The 14,505-nt window shown below is 68.7% G+C and carries 16 protein-coding genes, 1 tRNA gene and 2 pseudogenes; 9 read left to right on the top strand and 10 right to left on the bottom strand.

Features of this window, described 5'->3' with window-relative positions; genetic code table 11:
- Positions 1-37: 37 nt before the first annotated feature.
- Positions 38-1,249, bottom strand: a complete 1,212-nt coding sequence (locus HYQ63_RS26165) for an exo-alpha-sialidase (protein WP_257232125.1) — start codon at positions 1,247-1,249, stop codon at positions 38-40.
- Between the two features lie 111 nt (positions 1,250-1,360).
- Here HYQ63_RS26165 and HYQ63_RS26160 point away from each other — a divergent pair, with 111 nt between their 5' ends.
- Complete coding sequence (locus HYQ63_RS26160) at positions 1,361-1,564, top strand: hypothetical protein (RefSeq protein WP_179936353.1); 204 nt, start codon at positions 1,361-1,363, stop codon at positions 1,562-1,564.
- A 411-nt stretch (positions 1,565-1,975) separates the two neighbouring features.
- Positions 1,976-2,051, top strand: a tRNA-Arg gene (locus HYQ63_RS26155).
- Positions 2,052-2,288: 237 nt separating this feature from the next.
- Here the strand turns inward: HYQ63_RS26155 and HYQ63_RS26150 are convergent.
- Both HYQ63_RS26150 and HYQ63_RS26145 read right to left on the bottom strand, forming a co-directional pair.
- Positions 2,289-2,483: a hypothetical protein gene (locus HYQ63_RS26150; RefSeq protein ID WP_179936352.1), complete on the bottom strand. Its 195-nt coding sequence runs from the start codon at positions 2,481-2,483 to the stop codon at positions 2,289-2,291.
- Positions 2,480-2,845, bottom strand: coding sequence for a hypothetical protein (locus HYQ63_RS26145; protein ID WP_179940512.1), 366 nt, complete (start codon positions 2,843-2,845; stop codon positions 2,480-2,482). The genes HYQ63_RS26150 and HYQ63_RS26145 overlap by 4 nt, the downstream gene beginning before the upstream one ends.
- Positions 2,846-3,018: 173 nt before the next feature.
- On the opposite strand from HYQ63_RS26145, the gene HYQ63_RS26140 reads away from it, so the two are divergent.
- The 3 genes and pseudogenes from HYQ63_RS26140 to HYQ63_RS46085 all read left to right on the top strand — a co-directional run bounded on the left by HYQ63_RS26140 (position 3,019) and on the right by HYQ63_RS46085 (position 6,754).
- Complete coding sequence (locus tag HYQ63_RS26140) at positions 3,019-3,477, top strand: hypothetical protein (RefSeq protein ID WP_179936351.1); 459 nt, start codon at positions 3,019-3,021, stop codon at positions 3,475-3,477.
- A gap of 25 nt (positions 3,478-3,502) precedes the next feature.
- Positions 3,503-4,846: a hypothetical protein gene (locus tag HYQ63_RS26135; RefSeq protein WP_179936350.1), complete on the top strand. Its 1,344-nt coding sequence runs from the start codon at positions 3,503-3,505 to the stop codon at positions 4,844-4,846.
- A 1,689-nt stretch (positions 4,847-6,535) separates the two neighbouring features.
- Positions 6,536-6,754, top strand: a pseudogene (locus HYQ63_RS46085) (CPCC family cysteine-rich protein).
- A gap of 342 nt (positions 6,755-7,096) precedes the next feature.
- Here HYQ63_RS46085 and HYQ63_RS26125 read toward each other — a convergent pair.
- The 4 genes from HYQ63_RS26125 to HYQ63_RS26110 all read right to left on the bottom strand — a co-directional run bounded on the left by HYQ63_RS26125 (position 7,097) and on the right by HYQ63_RS26110 (position 10,087).
- Positions 7,097-7,420, bottom strand: coding sequence for a hypothetical protein (locus HYQ63_RS26125; protein ID WP_179936349.1), 324 nt, complete (start codon positions 7,418-7,420; stop codon positions 7,097-7,099).
- 80 nt (positions 7,421-7,500) lie between these two features.
- Positions 7,501-8,331, bottom strand: coding sequence for a MerR family transcriptional regulator (locus HYQ63_RS26120; protein ID WP_179936348.1), 831 nt, complete (start codon positions 8,329-8,331; stop codon positions 7,501-7,503).
- Positions 8,325-9,113, bottom strand: a complete 789-nt coding sequence (locus HYQ63_RS26115) for an alpha/beta fold hydrolase (RefSeq protein ID WP_179936347.1) — start codon at positions 9,111-9,113, stop codon at positions 8,325-8,327. The genes HYQ63_RS26120 and HYQ63_RS26115 overlap by 7 nt, the downstream gene beginning before the upstream one ends.
- 35 nt (positions 9,114-9,148) lie before the next feature.
- Positions 9,149-10,087, bottom strand: a complete 939-nt coding sequence (locus HYQ63_RS26110) for an SDR family NAD(P)-dependent oxidoreductase (protein ID WP_257232124.1) — start codon at positions 10,085-10,087, stop codon at positions 9,149-9,151.
- Between the two features lie 218 nt (positions 10,088-10,305).
- Between HYQ63_RS26110 and HYQ63_RS26105 the strand changes: the two genes are divergently transcribed.
- Positions 10,306-11,172 (top strand): helix-turn-helix transcriptional regulator, encoded by an 867-nt coding sequence (locus tag HYQ63_RS26105; RefSeq protein WP_179936346.1) that lies wholly within the window; start codon positions 10,306-10,308, stop codon positions 11,170-11,172.
- 18 nt (positions 11,173-11,190) lie between these two features.
- Here HYQ63_RS26105 and HYQ63_RS26100 read toward each other — a convergent pair whose 3' ends face one another.
- Together HYQ63_RS26100 and HYQ63_RS26095 are read right to left on the bottom strand one after the other, a co-directional pair.
- Positions 11,191-11,577, bottom strand: a complete 387-nt coding sequence (locus HYQ63_RS26100; RefSeq protein ID WP_179936345.1) for a VOC family protein — start codon at positions 11,575-11,577, stop codon at positions 11,191-11,193.
- Positions 11,543-11,866 (bottom strand): helix-turn-helix transcriptional regulator, encoded by a 324-nt coding sequence (locus tag HYQ63_RS26095; protein ID WP_179936344.1) that lies wholly within the window; start codon positions 11,864-11,866, stop codon positions 11,543-11,545. The genes HYQ63_RS26100 and HYQ63_RS26095 overlap by 35 nt, the downstream gene beginning before the upstream one ends.
- Positions 11,867-11,968: 102 nt before the next feature.
- Here HYQ63_RS26095 and HYQ63_RS26090 point away from each other — a divergent pair, with 102 nt between their 5' ends.
- Complete coding sequence (locus HYQ63_RS26090) at positions 11,969-12,202, top strand: cold-shock protein (protein WP_179936343.1); 234 nt, start codon at positions 11,969-11,971, stop codon at positions 12,200-12,202.
- Positions 12,203-12,211: 9 nt separating this feature from the next.
- On the opposite strand, the gene HYQ63_RS26085 is transcribed toward HYQ63_RS26090, so the two are convergent.
- Entirely contained in the window at positions 12,212-12,988 is a 777-nt protein-coding gene (locus tag HYQ63_RS26085) for an aminotransferase class IV family protein (RefSeq protein WP_179936342.1), read from the bottom strand.
- Positions 12,989-13,149: 161 nt separating this feature from the next.
- Here HYQ63_RS26085 and HYQ63_RS44900 point away from each other — a divergent pair.
- A pseudogene (locus HYQ63_RS44900) lies at positions 13,150-13,869 on the top strand (glycoside hydrolase family 11 protein); the annotation flags it as partial.
- Positions 13,864-14,505 (top strand): polysaccharide deacetylase family protein, encoded by a 642-nt coding sequence (locus HYQ63_RS26075; RefSeq protein ID WP_257232648.1) that lies wholly within the window; start codon positions 13,864-13,866, stop codon positions 14,503-14,505. The pseudogene HYQ63_RS44900 and the gene HYQ63_RS26075, both read left to right, overlap by 6 nt.

Raw genomic sequence — 14,505 nt, 5'->3', positions numbered from 1 at the left:
GCAAGCGACGGTGCCCACACCGTTCATGAACTGCCGTTTATGCCCCGCCGGTGGCGTAGTACGGCCGGCAGACCCCACCCTCATAGTCGGTGGCGATCTCCAGCACCTCGCGGCCGTCCTCCGACGGCAGCAGGCTGGAGCTGTAGTTGGGGCAGGAGTCCAGCTCGTCGGACTTCACGGCGACGGGCGCCGGGATCTCGCGCCACGCTCCTTCCCCACCCTTGCTGTTGGTCCAGATCGTGCGTCCGCTGCCCTCAGCCCGGCTGCCGTCCTTGTTGTACATCGCCTGACCGACCAGCAGCAGCTTGCCCTGCGGATTCCCCTCCTCCGGCGCCCAGGCCAGATTCGGCGCATGCAGGAAGTACTTCCCGTCCTCCGTCTCCGCCCGGGTACCCAGGTCGGCCGGGTCGCCCCAGTCCCACCCGTCGCGAGACGTCCGCAGATGCGCCACGCACGCGTACTTGCCTCCGGCCGCGCAGATCTCGTACGTCATGACGTACGTCCCGTTCGGCAGCTTCCGCACGACCGCCATCCCGGGCCGGTCGGACTCCAGCTTGCTGGTCACGGTGTCGCGGGGCCCGCTCCACGAGACGCCGTCCTCCGACCGTACGGCGACGAGCTTCTGGCTGTGGCGCGGATCGGTCTCGTCGGAGTAGTGGCAGACCAGGTTCCCCTCGGCGTCGATGGAGAACTCCGGCTCCCACAGCCCCTTGGCGTTCGACGCGGTGGCGACCGTGGACAGATGGCTCCAGTTCCGCCCGTGATCGGTGCTCTTGAACACCCGGATCGACATCCGGCGGTCCGGCTTCTCGTCCTGCCCGAACGACGCCGCCCACAGCAGCGTCCCGGCAGGCATGTCGCCGACCTGCTGCGGCAGCTCGTAGAGCGTCGCGCAGCACAGCCCCTTGCCGTTCGCGGCCTGCGGTGCGGACACGGTGCCCACCTGGCGGAAGCTCTTGCCGCCGTCGGTGCTCTCCTGGATCTCCCCGACCCCGTTGCCGCCCTCGTGCGAGACGGACGAGGCGAGCACGCGCCCGTTCGCCTCCCCGCTGTGCTCCAGCCGGACCGCCCGCGGATACAGCGCCCCGCCGTCCCCCAGCGGCTTGGCCCCGACCTTCTCCCCGGGCGCCTGCCCGGGCGCCGCGTTGTTGCTCACCGCACCCTTTCCGTTCTGGGACTGCGAGGTCTCGCTCTCCTGCGAAGGGTCACCGCTGCACGACGTGAGGAAAAGAGCGGTGAAAGCGGCCATGAGCGATATGAGAAACTCCGGGCCGCGCGGGCGTGAACGGGTAATCGCGCTTGTGGGCATGGGGCCTTCCTGGGTGGCGGGAGGCAACGACCTCTCGCAGTCGATGTTCTGATGGCTCGCCACGTAACCCTGCATCGATTTTCCACATCGCGCAACATCACGATTTTCGTTAGTGACGCGTTAGTGAATCAACAGCAATTCGTCAGCGCCGACGGGCAGCCTTGTCAGCAGCAGGTCACCGCCATGAGCTGCACGAACATGGGCGGCGCCCAAAAGGCCAAAAAGAAACGATCACACTCGCAGATGCTGTTGTGACGCCAACTGATGCCGTCGAACGGCCACACAACCGAAGGCCGCAATACGAGCCATGAGGTCGAACTCAGAGGGATAAGCCAGCCTCAAACTGATAGGACGGTCGCCCTGGGCCAGTAGATTGCCGCTCGTATTGAACACCAGGCAGACCAGCCCGTACGTGCACCCGTGATCACCTCTACCCGGTCGCCGCCCGATGAGGCGCTGCCCCACCCCGGAACCGACACATGATCGCTTACGCTCCCAGCGGGCAATCCACGCTCACATCGGGCCTCACCCTCGCCCTGACCAGCGATCCCACTACCCGCAGGCACGCCCCCGCTACCGAGCGGGACAGCGCGACGTTGGCAACCTGTTCCGCACTCCGATCCCGAACCCGGTAGGCTGACCCTCGGCCGCCCTACCAGCGACCATGCCTCCGTAGCTCAGGGGATAGAGCACCGCTCTCCTAAAGCGGGTGTCGCAGGTTCGAATCCTGCCGGGGGCACCAGCCGAAACGCCCCTGACCGATCATGGTCCGGGGCGTTTGACATCCACATCTGACATCAACGGCGACGGTCAGCAGAGCCACGACCAGGGCCGGGCCGTCGGCCGGTCCTCACAGCTGATCCCCTCAGCTCAGCGCGGCAGCGGGCCGGGACCGGCGTCAGGGACGATGAATCCCCGGACCGGCCGGGCCCCGGATGGATCCGGCACGACGGCAGCCCGCCCGCTCACGGGCACGTGGTCAAGGAACCGGCCCCAGAGCGTCGGCGCGGGCGAGGGGGGTGCCGTCGAACGGGTCCCGCTGCTGCGGGAAGGTGGGCGCGCAGTCGGGGCAGGCATAGACGGCGCCACCGCCCGCGCTCGCGCCGTGCGCGATCGCGACGACGACCGGCTGCCCAGTGGTCTCCTGACAACGGGCGCAGACCTGAACGCTCACCGGGCCGTCGCCCCCTCGGCGGACTCAGCGGCAATCGCCCGCACCAATGCCTCGCGGAGCCGTCCGGGGTCAGTGAGGTACCGGTCGGGGACTACGGGCACGCGCCAGTGCAGACGTGGACCACCCCTCCAGTGCGCGGGCGGTACGCCGACATACGTGACCTCGGCGCCCTGCGCGCCCAGGGCGTGGATCCCCGTTCGAAGGCGTTGCCAGCCCTGGGCGTGGCCGCTCGGGATGAGCCAGTACATCAGGCCGTAGTCGGCGATGACGGCGCCGGACGCGTCGCCGAGTAACCCCAGCGCCCGTTCGCCGATCCCAGCGGGGGCGCGCAGGACGTCCCAGTGAGGGCCGACCTTGACCATCTCGACGTCGCTGCCGCGCGGCGGCGTCCATGGCAATGTTCTCGTTGTCACGTCGCTGCCCCCGGAGACGTGCTCTGGTCGGCGAGGCCGCGATAGCTGGATGTGTCCATGCATCGATGTCACCGCACCGGCAGGCGCCGCAGGATATGACAACCAATGACACGGAGTGGATCATGACTCGCGCTGTGACCATCACCGGCACCCGGTCGACAGGGCATCGCGGTCTCGACAGCTATGCCGAGCTGTTCGCCCGCTACCTCGCCCCGTTCGCAGGTGATGAGACCCGCTTCTACATCGGCGGCGCCAAGGGAATCGACAGTCTGTCCCTGCTGTGGCTCGCCGGGAACACCCACGCGCAGATCACCATCGTCGTCGCCGGCACCGTCCGGCAGCAGCCCGTCGAGGCGCAGCAGGCCATCACCCGTAGCCGCGGACGCATCACGGAGGTCGTCGAGCTGCATGCGGCAGAACTGGGCAGCCCGGCCTTCCACGCCCGGAACCGGTGGATGGTCGATCACTCCGAGATGGTGATCGGGTTCCCCCTCACAGGGCCTCAGGGGACAGCGGGGACGTGGCAGACCCTCAACTACGGTGCCGAACAGGGGAAACCACACCTTATCGTGCCCGTGTGACATGGATCACGGGCATGATGAGGGCATGAGCACGTGCGAAATTGTCCTCGGTGCTGCTGCCCTCAAGTCCCTCCGAAAGGCGCGGGGCTGGTCTCTGGCCGACACCGCGCGGGCGCTCATCGAAACGGCCCGTCGCCTCGGCCAGCCCCTCGCCTCATCCGTCCCGAGCGTGCAGCGATCCGTCGCCCGGTGGGAGAGCACGACGCGTCCCATCCTGCCCAGCGACCGGTACCAGCTCCTGCTGGCGCACCTCTATGCCCGAGGCGTCGACGATCACATCTCACTCGGGCCTGGCAGCGACTTCGCCGAACTGCTCGATGCCCTCGCGCACCTGGGCGAAGCCGAGGCCCGGCTACACGAACTACGCACCCTCCTGGTCCGCACGGCAACCGATGGCGGGACCGGCCTCCTCGCCCTGCTCGGGCCCGCCACCCAGGTGTCCATCGCGACCGCACTCGCCGATCCGGCACTCGCCGATGACGCGCTCCTCGACGGGCTCCGGACGGCAGTCGAAGACGTCAACGCGCAAGTAGGAACGCTCCCCTTCGCCCGGCTGCAACTCCTGCTCGCCCCCGTGACCGAGTCCTGCCGACGGCTGCTGGCCGGCGGCGTGCCCGAGCCGCTGCTGCCCGGGTTACGCACGGTCGCCGCTCAGGCGTACACCCTCGCCGGGCGGTTGGCCTTCGAGACCCGTGACGACCAGGCGTCCCACGCTCTGTACGCGGCTGCAACGGACGCGGCAGGACTGCTCGACACCACGTGGCGCCGAGCCATCGTTCACATGAGCCACGCCCTGGTCACGCTGTACTCGACCCCCGGCGTCGGCGCGGCTCGTGGGCTGGTCGACGCCGCGGTACGCGATGCCCGTACAGGCGACAGCATCCGCGTACGGGCCCGAGCCCACGCGCTGCAAGCCGAGATCGCCGCCCGGTCGAACGCCGAGCGGCACGCGCAGACCGCGCTGGCGCTTGCCTGGTACGACGTCGAACGCGACGCGGACGGCGATCCGGTGCCTACGAGCTTCAGCGCTGATCACCTGCGGGGCTTCGAGGGCTTGTGCGAGCTGTACGTAGGAGACGCGGCGGTCGCCCACGACGTCTTCGCGAGCAGCGCAAAGGCCCTGGGAGCGCCGCGTGAGCGGGTACAACGAGCCATCGTCACAACCGATCAGGCCCTGGCTTGCATCCGCCTCGACGCGCCGGAAAGGGCCGTGGACCTCCTGCACGGCTGCATCGCCACCGCGGCCAGCACCGGCGGGCGTGTGCCTGCGCTTCGTCTACGCCAGGCACGCAAGGCACTGCGGCCCTGGCGCCACGAAAAGTTCGTCGCGGACCTGGATGACCACCTCATCGACATACTCGGAAGCTGATGCCACGAGACGTGCCCCTCACCCCGGCCGAGAGCGCGACCAGCGCGGGCACCTCGGAGCGAGTGGTGGCAGACCCTGGGCAAGCGGTGAGTTACAACCTTCCCTACGGCTTCAAGGCGGCTCGCGCCGCTCACCGCGCGGCCCGGCCCCCGGCCGGGCCTGCGCTCCTGTCTTACGCCCCGCTCCAGCCCGCCCGGCGCCCGTGCCGCGCACATAGCAATTAGCCGCTTGACCTTAGGGATTGATGCCTCCGGCGGGGGCGCTCAGACTCCGGGATGGACGGGGCGCCGTACGCGAGTGCCAGTTGTTGGTGGCGTGCGGGGGGAGCCCCCATCCCGTCTGCCGTCGACCCAGGCAAAGCCGAGCAGACGGGATGGGAGCTGAGGTGAGTGGTAGCCGAGGAGGCGGGGCAAAGCGGTCAAGGGATCACTGCGGCACGATCGAGCGCGTGCGCCCCGCTGGGCGGGCCCCTGAGGCTCGTTGGGCGACTAGGGAGGTAGTTATGGACCGGATTCATCTCGCCAACCGAACCGGCATGCGGAATCTGTCACCTCACTCATGAAGCACTTGCGTACCTGGGCTCCGCCGACGTGATTTCTCCGCAAAGAAAAGATCTAGCCATCTGGCACAACGTCTGTTGACGGAGATGGCGACATTAAGATCGCTACAGCCGGATGGCGGTACAGATCCCCAGTGGCGCCACCTCCAACTCTGACTTAATCACAGAACGGGGAAGGGAAATCGCACACTTTCCGCGCACTCGCGTTGCGCCGCTCGCAGCGTCTCTCGGGCTGGGTTTACTCCTTGGCATAGTGGGCCCCGTCGCCGGAAAATGGGACAATGCCGTTTGCGTCATTCTGAATCTTATTTTTTCCGGTGGGTGGTCGTGGGCCTGTTATGCATTCTTGGTGGGCTATTTCCGCCGATCCAAAATTGAGTCAGCGTTGCTGTCGTCCTTGGGGTTGGCTATTGGCGTGGTTACATACTACCTATTTAAGGATATGAGCCCCACCGCCCCGACTGGAATGGAATCTGGCGCCTCCGGCGAGGGTCTTTCCTCTAGGATTCTCGTGTGGGGAATAGCAGCTTTCGCCCTTGGGGCACCTGTGGGACTCTTGGGCAATCTGGCGCGAGTGCCAGGCATTGGCGGCCTCCCATTCCGACTGATTGTTCCGCTCGTAGCCTTTTTCGAGACCTCCATGCGGCTGACTACAGAGGCAGAGGGGCAAGGTTCGGTTGTCGGAATGACTTGGAATGTGATTCGGCTCGTCGCAGGCGCTGTTGCGTTGACTCTAGTGGGTCACACAATCTGGAGTTGGCGGCACGCTCGGCGTACGCGTTCCTCGGGGTCGGACGAGCACCGTGCCAGAGGAGGCACTACGTCTGTGTGACCTTCTGGAGCCCAATACCCCAGTCGCACTTCGTGATTAACGAGTCGCTGGGGATGCGGGATTCAGCCGAGGTCGGTAAGGCGTCGCTTGTAGCGGTACCAGCAGGCACGAAGCCACTCCTCGGATCCCGAAAAAGGCCGCCGCCTTGACACCATCGCACCGGCCAGGGGCTCGGACGGGTTGGAAAGCGTGCGCCCTGGCTGCACAGCAGTGGAGTGCCCCCGGAGGCCGAATGGGCTGAGGAGGCCCCAGCTCCGTTCTTCAACGTCCATGGGAAGGCCAAGAACGGCCCATACTGTTGCCCTGCTGCGGCTTCGTGACGCTCGACGAGCGCGGCAACTCCGAGATCTGCCCCGTCCGCTTCTGGGAGGACGACTGGGCAGGACGATCACGACGCTGATGAGGTCCGAGGGGCCCCAACCGCAGGCTGAGCCTCACAGAGGCGCGACGGAACTTCCATGCCATGGGAGCCTGCGACGAGCGGTGCACCCAGTTCGTACGCGACCCCCTGCCGTAAGAACACCCGATCTGACATCACCAGCTGACATCAACGTCACTGGACGACGATGGATCAGGGCAGTCACAGCTGGACCGGCCCCAGAGGCGGACCACGAGCAGGGACGGCCTGGACGCACTCAGGATCGAACTCCTAAAGCGGGTGTCGCAGGTTCGAGTCCTGCCGGGGGTATCGGTCGGAACGCCCCGGACCGGTCGTGGTCCGGAGCGTTTGGCGTTCAGGGTGCTGTCAGCAGGGCCGGGTGTCGTCTTGGGCGTCCAGGCTGGGCTGGGGCCGCAGGCGGCTAGATCGGCGCGCTGATCGGTTGCCTGGGGCGCGGTCGGGGGTCCGGCAGGGCACCTGTCAGTGGAGTACGCACGGCTCGAATACCCAGCCGCGCTTGTTGACCGGGGCGTAGACCTTGAGCCAGACCCTGGAGGTCTCCCCGCACTTGGTTGCCTCGGCTCCGTAGCGCTCCGCCTTGTAGATACACAGGGCTGACCCCCTTGCGTAGGTCCCCATCGATGCGGCGCGCGGGGAAGGGCTCTCGTGGATGGTCAACTTCGCCCTTGCGTATCCGTCCGTACAGGCAGCTGCCGACGACTCGGCCGAGGCTATGGAGGCTCCCGCCAAGGTGGTGACGGCCATCAAGGCCCCGGACAGGCCGACGGTGATGCTCCCGCGCATGTGACTCAACTCCTGTGGAAGGTGGTGTGGTCCGGCGGTTCCGGATGGCTTCACTCTTCCGCTCGGCCCGGGAGCGGACGTCAGTCCGCGGGGTGATCCACCTCCGCCGTTGGGGGGAGCGGTTTGCCGCACCGTCCGACCTTCCGGCCCACGCGCTGGAGCTTGGTCCAGCCCGTCCAGCCTCGTTCCTTCAGCAGCTCGATCAGCCGGCGAGCGGGCGGGACGGTGTCGAAGGCCAGGGTGTCCATCAGTGCTGCGAGCGGGGGCTCGAGGTCGGCGTCGTCGACGTAGTCCTCGCCCCGGGCGTCGGCCAGCTGTGTGAGGTAGGCGGCCAGTTCGTCGGCCAAGTCGGTCAGGCGGGGGTCGTCCTCGGGGCGGTCGAGGGCCTGGGTCAGGGTGCGGTAGAAGGCGATGAACCGCGGGTCGGCGATCTGCTGCCGCTTGCGGGCCATCCACTCCGGGACGCGGTCGGGTGAGTGGGCGGCCAGCGGGATCCAGCCGTCGCGTTCGACCTGGACGATCCGTTCGTCGACGCCGAGAGCACGGAGGTGGTCGAGGAAGTCGACCACCTCCTGGGGTAGTGCCAGATGGTCACCGGCGGCCAGGCGGGCGATCCGTTCGCGGTGGCGTTGCCGCTCCCGGATCTCCTCGCGCAGCCGCCGGTCGATGTCCGTGACCGCCGTGGCGAACTGATCTTCGGTGGCCTGGAGCAGTTCGCGGACGCGTGCCAGGGGAACCCCGGCCTCGGCCAGGGTGCGGATCTTGATCAGCTCGACCACGGCGCCCGCGTCGTACCTCCGGTAGCCGGAGTGGTCCCGCTCCGGCTCCGGGAGCAGCCCCTTGGCGTGGTAGTGCCGCACCGCGCGCACGGTCACTCCGGCGTACGACGCCAGCTCGCCGATGGTCAGCATCCTGGCAGTGTGCCAGGATCCGCGCGGCGGATGATCTCCGCGATGGCAGGGGCGTGGGTGAAGACCAGGCGGTGGTCGGCGTCGAGCCAGGTCGTGGAGGTGTGCGGTCGTTCGCGTACGAGACGTTCGACGCCCGTACGCCAGAGGCGGTTGTGCCGTGGCGCGCAGCCCTCGGTGCTGTCCCCGGCAATGGAGGTCGACATGATCAAGCTGATGGGATGGTCGATCTTCCGGTAGCGGTCGAGGAGCGCGGACCGGACCACGTCGATTTCGAGGTTGAGGTCGTGGATGTGCTGGGCGGTGAGCAGCACCTGGTGTGCGGTGCCCTTGTTTTGTTCGGCCGCTTGCGCCAGGTCGTCCGCCAGTGAGCGGAATTCGACCAGGTCGATCTCGGTGATGAACGGTTCGGGCAACGGGTTCGCGCCGTCGATGAGGACGAGCCCGGCGACGGCGTCAGGGCGCTCGGAGGCGTAGTGCACGGCCAGGTCCGCGCCCAGCGAGTAGCCCACCAGCAGCGGCGGCGAGGGCAGGTCGAGGTCCGCCAGCACGGCGACGAGATCGCTCAGGAACGCGTCGAAGGAGTACCGGTCGGCGGCCGAGGCGAGGCCGTGGCCCCTGAGGTCGAAGGTCACCACGTCGTGGTCGCGTCGGAGGAGGGCGGTCAGCTCGTGCAGGTCGGCCTGGGTGGAGTTCAGGCCGGGGCACAGGACCAGCGGGCGTCCGCGGCCGCCGCGGGTCATCGGGATCGTGACGCCGTCGTGGTGGATCATTTTCGTCCTCATGCCGGTCAGGCTGAGGGGTTGCCCCTGCGGCAGGGTCAAGACGACGGCCTCGTGAAGCGTTCGACGGCGTCCCAGAGTTCGTCTTCGCGCCGCGGGTCGTAGGACATCTCGGACGAACGGGCCTCGCTGCCGCGGTCGACGTACGACCCGGTCGGCGCCCTGGTCGTGCCGAGGACGACGTCGGCGAGGTGGCGGCCCGCGGCGCCGCGGGTGGTGGCGAACGGGGTGAGGGTCATCGCGGGCAGGACGTGGCGCATCGCGAAGCGGGAGAGAGGGTCGGCGTTGCGGGCGAGGCCGGTGCCGGGGACGAAGCCGGGGTTGTAGGCGACGGCGTCGATGCCGGTCGGCAGGCGGCGCGCGTACTCGTGCACGAGGTAGATCGCGGCCAGCTTGCTCGTCGCGTATGCGGTGCGCCCGGCGGCGGTGGTGTGCGGCCTGGGGAAGGCGCCCGTACGGGCCAGGACGTCCGGGGACTTCCAGGCCGGGCCGGGCACCATGCCCAGGTTGTGCCTGAGATCGCCGAAGTGGGTGTCGCTGGCGGTGATCACGATCCGGGCGGGCGCGGTGAAGCGGTCCTGGAGCAGGCGGACGAAGAGGTGGTGGGCGAGCACGTTGACCGTGAAGGTGGACTCGAATCCGTCGGGGCCCTCGGTCAGGGCGTTGGTGTGCTGCACACCCGCGTTGCCCACGAAGGCGCGCAGCGGCGGGAGTTCACCGCTGTCGAGCCGGGCGCGGATCTCGGTGGCGGCGGAGCGGACGCTGCGGAGGGAGCCGAGGTCCGCCGGGACGTACGAGACGGCATGCCCGCCCGTGGCGAGGTCCGCGGCGAGCTGTGCGCCGGAGGAGCCGCGGGCGACGACGAGGAGGTGCGCGTCCGGCGAACGGCGCAGGATCTGCTCCGCGGCGACGCGGCCGATGCCGCGGCTCGCGCCGGTCATCACGATGGTGTGCATGGCGTGCATGGCGTGCTTCACGGGAGGCTCCTTCACTGCTCCGCCCGGCCTGGAGCCCGGCTCGGGGCCCGGCCTGGGGCCCGGCTCGGGGCCCGGCCCGCGGCCCGGCTCGGGCGCGCCCCTACGTTCCGGGCGCGCCCCTACGTTCGCCGCGGCCATCACCCCCAACCAGTGCCGTGCCCGTCACCAGGACTGGCAGTACCCAGGCTGATGTGGCGCGGGGCGGCGAGAATGCGTCCATGGGTTCCTCCCGCTCCGACTTCGCCGCACTCCTGCGCGCCTGGCGCGACCGCCTCTCGCCGGCCGACGCCGGTTTCGCCGTGACGCCCGACCGCCGTGCCCCGGGGCTGCGCCGCGAGGAGCTGGCGCAGCTGGCCGGGCTCTCGGTCGACTACGTCCTGCGGCTGGAACAGGGGCGCGCGAAGAACCCCTCGGCCCAGGTCGTCGGCGCCCTCGCCCGTTCCCTCCAGCTCTCCCGCGCCGAACGCGACCAGTTGTACCGGAGCGCCGGGCTCCTGCCGCCCCAGGACGGGACGGTCAGCACCCATGTGCCCGCGGGAATCCAACGGCTCGCCGGGCGCCTGGGCGACGTCCCGATCGGGGTGTTCGCCGCCGACTGGACCCTGGTGTGGTGGAACGCCACGTGGCGCGCCCTGCTCGGCGACCCCACCGTCCTCCCGCCCTCCGAACGCAACCTCGCCCGCGCCCTGTTCGGCAACGGCGTCGCGCACGCCGCGATGCTGCCCGTGCGGTCCGAGCGCGGTCAGGACGCCTTCGAGGCGTCGATCGTCGCCGACCTCAAGGACGCCGTGTCCCGCTACCCCCGGGACGTCCAGCTCGACCGTCTCGTCGGCGAGCTGCGAGGCGTATCCGACGCCTTCGCGCATCACTGGTCCGTGCAGACGGCCGCCGTCCAGCACACGACCGACCGGAAGACGATCCGGCACCCGGAGGTCGGCGACATCCTGCTCGACTGCGACGTCCTCATCGTCCCCGGCGCGGACCTGCGCATGGTGACCTACACGGCGGCGACCGGGAGCAGCGGCGCGGCGAAGCTCGACCTGCTGCGCGTCACGGCTGGCCGTACCACCCCCGCGCTCCCCTGACCGGCGGCTGCCGGGGGCCTACTTGCTGTGCACGATCTGGATCAGATTGCCACAGGTGTCGTCGAGAACCGCGGTGGTGACCGAGCCCATCTCCAGCGGTTCCTGAGTGAACTGCACCCCGAGCTCGCGCAGCCGGTTGAACTCCGCCCGCACGTCGTCCACGGCGAAAGAGGCGGCCGGGATGCCGTCCTGGACCAGCGCCGCCTTGTACGGCCGCACTGCGGGATGGCCGGACGGCTCAAGCAGCAGTTCGGTCCCGTCGGGCTCTTCGGGCGAGACCACGGTCAGCCAACGATCCTCGCCCAGCGGGACGTCGTGCTTCTTCACGAAACCAAGGACGTCGGTATAGAAGCGCAGGGCCCTCTCCTGGTCATCGACGAAGACACTGGTCAGGTGGATCTTCATGGGCCTTCTCCTGTGCATCGGGCCTGAGCCATCGGGTCACGATGTGCTCGAGGGGTTCGGTGTTCACGTCGTGGAACTTGTAGCGGCCCTGGCGCCGCGAAAGGACCAAGCCCGCGGATTCCAGTACAGCCAGGTGCTGGCTGACCGCCTGGCGGGTCAGCCCCAGACCATGCTTGGCCACCAGCCGTGTGCAGATCTCGAACAGCGTCTGACCGTCACGTTCCACCAGCTCATCGAGGATGCGCCGACGGGTGGGGTCGGCCAGCGCCTTGAAGACATCCTCCGTCACACCCCACAGCATAGGCAAGTGACTACTTGCCTATCAAGCGTCATGATGTTGCTTGATCGACGAGCAGCCCCGGCACCCCGACCGCGCCGTAGGGTTCGGATCATGGTGACTGCGACAGTGCGCGAGTGGCACGAAGACGAAGGGTGGGGCGTGCTCGACTGCGTCGAGACTCCCGGTGGCTGCTGGGGCCACTTCTCCCACATCGAGATGGCGGGATTCCGCACGCTGTCACCAGGGCAGCACGTCGAGCTCGAATGGGAAGCGCCCGGGTTCGAACAGGACGGTTACGAGTACCGCGCGGTGCGCATCGTCCCTCGGGCCGGTCACGGCGGCTGAACGAGCCGCCTACAGCGGTTCGCCGGGGATGGCCAGGTAGGCCGCGCGGAGGTGGGCGAGCAGGGGGTGGTCCGTGGCCATCGGGGTCTCGTCGATGCGGGAGATGGCGCGCACACCGATGCTCGTGTTCGTCGCGAAGGCGGCGTGCAGGTGCGGTGCGTCCGTGAGCGTCACGGGGGCCGTCGTGTGCGTGGCGTGCTGCTGGAGCAGGGCCATGGTCACTCCCGGCAGGACGTCCGCCTCGGGCCAGATGACGCCCTCGTCCCCGATGAAGCCGACGTTCCACGTTCCGCCCTCGGAGATCCGGCCGTCGGGGCCGACGAAGAGGGCGTCGTCGTACCCGTCGAGCTGCGCCCTACGGCGGGAGTGGAGCGAGCCGAACAGGCCCAGGTGCTTGACACTCGGCACATCGCGTTCGTAGCCGATGGCCTTCACCCGCAGCGGAGGCAGGGGCAGCGACGCCGCGGGGCGCACGGTGACGAGGATGTGGGGCGTGTCGGCCTTCGCCGGGTGCCCCATGTCGACGTCGGGGTCGAAGAGGGTGACGCGGACGACGAACGACCCGCTGCGCCCGCCCGCCGCCTGCCTGACGTACCGCCGGACCAGCTCGGGGTCGAGCTCTGCTCCGAAGACCGCCTCGCAGTCCCGCACCACGCGCTCGAGGTGCAGCCCGAGGCCGCGTACGCGCTGATCATCGACGCGCATGCTGGTGAAGTGCCCGTAGTTGGTGAGCGCCAACGTCAGCAGGGCGTCGGGATCTGCGGGGCGTCCGTTCAATTCGGCCATGGCTTCAGGATGGCAGGCGTCGCCGACCCGGCCCCGTGCGATCGCGCCGGGAGCGACCGGTAAGGCTTCGGAAATTTTCGTGATTCTTTCCGGAACGCCATTGACTGTTGACGTGGGCAGCTCAAAACTGCGTGAGCGGGGGGCGAGGAGGGATCACGCAGATGAAGGACGCACCCGCTCACGCACACCCGAAGCGCGGCAGACGCGGTCGCCCGGGCGCGCTCGGTCGGTTCAGGCTGCTCATCAGCGCGGCCTGTACGACGGTGCTGGTCGCCGTGTCGGCGTTGGTGCTGCCCGGCACCGCGCACGCGGACACGGTCATCACCACGAACCAGACCGGCACCAACAACGGCTACTACTACTCGTTCTGGACCGACGCGCCGGGAACCGTCTCCATGACCCTGGCCTCCGGCGGCAGCTACAGCACGTCGTGGCGCAACACCGGGAACTTCGTCGCGGGCAAGGGGTGGAGCAAGGGCGGGCGCAGGAGCGTGACGTACTCGGGCACGTTCAACCCGTCCGGCAACGCCTACCTCGCGCTCTACGGGTGGACGTCGAACCCGCTGGTGGAGTACTACGTCGTCGACAACTGGGGCACGTACCGGCCCACGGGGACGTACAAGGGCACCGTCACCAGCGACGGCGGTACGTACGACATCTACAAGACGACGCGGTACAACGCCCCCTCCGTCGAAGGCACGCGCACCTTCGACCAGTACTGGAGCGTCCGGCAGTCGAAGAGGACGGGCGGGACGATCACCACCGGCAACCACTTCGACGCCTGGGCCCGCGCCGGGATGCCGCTGGGCAGCTTCAGCTACTACATGATCCTCGCGACCGAGGGCTATCGGAGCAGCGGCAGCTCCAACATCACGGTGAACGGTGCCGGTTCAGCCCCGGCACAGGCACCGGCGCAGGCCCCCACGCAGGCGGCGGCCTGCAACGGGTACGTCGGGCTCACCTTCGACGACGGGCCGACCAGCAACACACCTGCCCTGCTCAACGCGCTCACGCAGAACGGGCTGCGCGCCACGATGTTCAACAAGGGCCAGAACGCCGCCGCCAACCCGGCCCAGGTGCGGGCCGAGGTCAACGCGGGCATGTGGGTCGCCAACCACAGCTACACCCATCCGCACCTGACCCAGCAGAGTCAGGCGCAGATCGACGCGGAGATCTCCCGGACGCAAGCGGCCATCGCGGGCGCGGGCGGCGGCACCCCGAAGCTGTTCCGGCCGCCGTACGGCGAGACCAACGCGACGGTGAAGTCGGTCGCGGCCAAGTACGGCCTGACCGAGATCCTCTGGGACGTCGACTCGCAGGACTGGAACAACGCCGGCGTCGACGCCATCGTGCAGGCCGCGGGCAGGCTCACCAACGGCCAGGTCATCCTCATGCACGACGGGCCCGCCAACACCCGCGCCGCGATCCCCCGCATCGCACAGGGGCTGGCCGCTCGCGGGCTCTGCGCCGGGATGATCTCGCCGCGGACCGGCCGCGCCGTGGCCCCGGGGACGTAA

The organism is Streptomyces sp. Rer75, assembly GCF_013414305.1.
Classification (GTDB): Bacteria; Actinomycetota; Actinomycetes; order Streptomycetales; family Streptomycetaceae; genus Streptomyces; species Streptomyces himastatinicus.
The sequence above is the reverse complement of the archived record's forward strand: the minus strand, read 5'-3'. Positions and strand labels throughout refer to the sequence as shown.

Bases quoted from the DNA above. Each gene is read 5' to 3' on its own strand.
- HYQ63_RS26165 (WP_257232125.1), bottom strand. From the start codon at position 1,249: ATGGCCGCTTTCACCGCTCTTTTCCTCACGTCGTGCAGCGGTGACCCT.
- HYQ63_RS26160 (WP_179936353.1), top strand. From the start codon at position 1,361: ATGGCTCGCCACGTAACCCTGCATCGATTTTCCACATCGCGCAACATC.
- HYQ63_RS26145 (WP_179940512.1), bottom strand. From the start codon at position 2,845: ATGGTCAAGGTCGGCCCTCACTGGGACGTCCTGCGCGCCCCCGCTGGG.
- HYQ63_RS26140 (WP_179936351.1), top strand. From the start codon at position 3,019: ATGACTCGCGCTGTGACCATCACCGGCACCCGGTCGACAGGGCATCGC.
- HYQ63_RS26135 (WP_179936350.1), top strand. From the start codon at position 3,503: ATGAGCACGTGCGAAATTGTCCTCGGTGCTGCTGCCCTCAAGTCCCTC.
- HYQ63_RS26125 (WP_179936349.1), bottom strand. From the start codon at position 7,420: ATGCGCGGGAGCATCACCGTCGGCCTGTCCGGGGCCTTGATGGCCGTC.
- HYQ63_RS26120 (WP_179936348.1), bottom strand. From the start codon at position 8,331: ATGCTGACCATCGGCGAGCTGGCGTCGTACGCCGGAGTGACCGTGCGC.
- HYQ63_RS26115 (WP_179936347.1), bottom strand. From the start codon at position 9,113: ATGAGGACGAAAATGATCCACCACGACGGCGTCACGATCCCGATGACC.
- HYQ63_RS26105 (WP_179936346.1), top strand. From the start codon at position 10,306: ATGGGTTCCTCCCGCTCCGACTTCGCCGCACTCCTGCGCGCCTGGCGC.
- HYQ63_RS26100 (WP_179936345.1), bottom strand. From the start codon at position 11,577: ATGAAGATCCACCTGACCAGTGTCTTCGTCGATGACCAGGAGAGGGCC.
- HYQ63_RS26090 (WP_179936343.1), top strand. From the start codon at position 11,969: ATGGTGACTGCGACAGTGCGCGAGTGGCACGAAGACGAAGGGTGGGGC.
- HYQ63_RS26085 (WP_179936342.1), bottom strand. From the start codon at position 12,988: ATGGCCGAATTGAACGGACGCCCCGCAGATCCCGACGCCCTGCTGACG.